This is a genomic window from Hydrocoleum sp. CS-953, from assembly GCF_002260545.1.
GTDB lineage: Bacteria > Cyanobacteriota > Cyanobacteriia > Cyanobacteriales > Microcoleaceae > Trichodesmium.
The window spans coordinates 1-2266 of sequence record NZ_LGSU01000142.1 but is presented as its reverse complement, the minus strand read 5'-3'; the positions used below and the strand labels follow the sequence as shown (position 1 = coordinate 2266).

3 protein-coding genes are annotated in these 2266 nt (G+C 30.6%); 1 reads left to right on the top strand and 2 read right to left on the bottom strand.

Annotated elements, in window-relative coordinates; genetic code table 11:
• Positions 1-172: 172 nt before the first annotated feature.
• Positions 173-1123, bottom strand: a complete 951-nt coding sequence (locus tag AFK68_RS01035) for a formylglycine-generating enzyme family protein (protein ID WP_094670938.1) — start codon at positions 1121-1123, stop codon at positions 173-175.
• 345 nt (positions 1124-1468) lie between these two features.
• On the opposite strand from AFK68_RS01035, the gene AFK68_RS01030 reads away from it, so the two are divergent.
• Entirely contained in the window at positions 1469-2020 is a 552-nt protein-coding gene (locus AFK68_RS01030) for an NUDIX hydrolase (protein ID WP_094670936.1), read from the top strand.
• A gap of 48 nt (positions 2021-2068) precedes the next feature.
• Here the strand turns inward: AFK68_RS01030 and AFK68_RS37895 are convergent.
• Positions 2069-2266, bottom strand: a 198-nt coding sequence (locus tag AFK68_RS37895) for a hypothetical protein (RefSeq protein WP_210407158.1), incomplete at its 5' end; no start/stop codon positions are given.

Genomic DNA, 2266 nt, shown 5'->3' with positions numbered 1-2266 from the left:
CCATATTATTTTAGTAAATATCTTTGTTTGATTCTCAGGTAACTCTTTCATAATTGATATTATCCCTACGCTATAAAAAAATTTCAGTGTTAAGAAATATACTATAGCTTATAGATAAAATTTGATCTAAAACCTTCAACCTAAAAACATTATTTGGAATCTACAAAATTCTTCAATAAACTACCCGAAATCCTAAAAAATTATCCTTACTATCAGGAATTAAAGCATAACGAGAAGCACTACGACAACGCCTTGCACCAATATTCCAAGAACCTCCCCTTAAAACTTTATATAAACTTTTTGATTCAGATTTCCAAATAATGCCGTCTGATGGTGCAAAATTGTAATTACTATGCCAATCATCAGCACACCATTCCCAAACATTTCCGTGCATATCATATAAACCAAAAGCATTCCCTGGGAAGCTATCAACTTGTGTAGTTTGACCACGCCATACTCCTGTGGAAATTTCTCCATAATTAGAATTTCCATTATAATTAGCTAGATTAGTTGTAATTGTTTCACCAAAATAAAAAGGAGTATTTGTATTTGCACGACAGGCATATTCCCATTCTGATTCACTAGGTAAACGATAGTTTTTAGCTGTTTTTTGAGACACTCTGGCACAAAATTCACTAGCTTCATACCATGATATACTTTCTACTGGTAAATATTTACCTTTAAATTTAGATATATTAGGATTTAAAGGTATATTTATTTTGGGAAATTTTGATGCTACAATTTGCCATTGTTCTTGATTTATCGGATATTTACTCATAAAAAATGAGGTAATAGTAACTTGATGTTGAGGACTTTCATTTGGCAATCTTTTAGCCTCAGTTTCTGGAGAACCCATCTGAAAAGTACCATTGGGAATTGATACCATTTCTATAAATATTTCACCATCTAAATACTCTTTAATAAAAGGCACTTTTAGACGTTGAATTTTAATTTTATTACCTCTCATATCGATCTTAAAGGTTTCAAATGTAAAAGTATTTTCTGAGGGATTACTAATATTTATTTTTTTTGTCCTCGCAATATCTTTGTGCAACAATAAACTGCCACTTAAACCAAGTCCTGCTACACCTAAAGATTTTATAAAATTTCGGCGATTCCTCATAATATAATTTTCTTGATTTATGGATAAATAAAAAATAAATTAAATTATAGAGAGTATCTATAATTATCAACTTTAACCATTTAACCTGTAGATGATATTATAGTTAAAACTTAGTTTATTATATTTTATGTCAAATCAAGAACCACCTGAAATTATTAAACAACGTCTCTTATATAAAGGCAGAAAATTTAACTTTGNAAATTTCGGCGATTCCGCATAATATAATTTTCTTGATTTATGGATAAATAAAAAATAAATTAAATTATAGAGAGTATCTATAATTATCAACTTTAACCATTTAACCTGTAGATGATATTATAGTTAAAACTTAGTTTATTATATTTTATGTCAAATCAAGAACCACCTGAAATTATTAAACAACGTCTCTTATATAAAGGCAGAAAATTTAACTTTGATGTTAACTATCTGCGTCTACCTAATGGAGTTGAAGGAGACTGGGAATGTATCCGTCATCCGGGAGGAGCTTTATGTATTCCTGTTACTTCAGATGGAAAATTAGTATTAGTAAAACAATATAGATTTGCTGTTCAAGGTAGACTTTTAGAATTTCCCGCAGGTACGATAGAGGAAAATGAAAATCCTGCTGAGACTGTTAAACGAGAAATAGAAGAAGAAACAGGTTATCGAGCAAATAAATGGCAAAAGTTAGGAGAGTTTCCTCTTGCTCCCGGATACTCAGATGAATTTATTTATGCTTTTTTGGCAGAAGATTTGGAGAAGTTAGAAAATCCTCCGGCACAAGATATTGATGAAGATATGGAAACAGTTTTAATGACTCCTCAAGAATTAGAAAAAGCTATTTTTGAGGGAGAATTTGTAGATGCTAAATCAATCTGTAGTTTATTCTTAGCTAAACCATTTTTATCAGGAATATAAAAGAAGGAAGAAGGAAGAAGGAAGAAGGAAGAAGGAAGAAATATTTAGTTATCTCGGAGAGAAGGGAGGAGCAAGAAAGCTAGTTATCTCGGATAGAAGGTGTAAATATTGAAAAAAAAGGAAAAAAGGAAAAAATGATAGTTTTCGGACATATTTTTCTGTATTCTTGAGACCATAGTTGCCATTAGACAGTAGTTCAGGAGTAAATTGAGCGTTAGGGCTATTTGGATTATTGTGATTAATAAC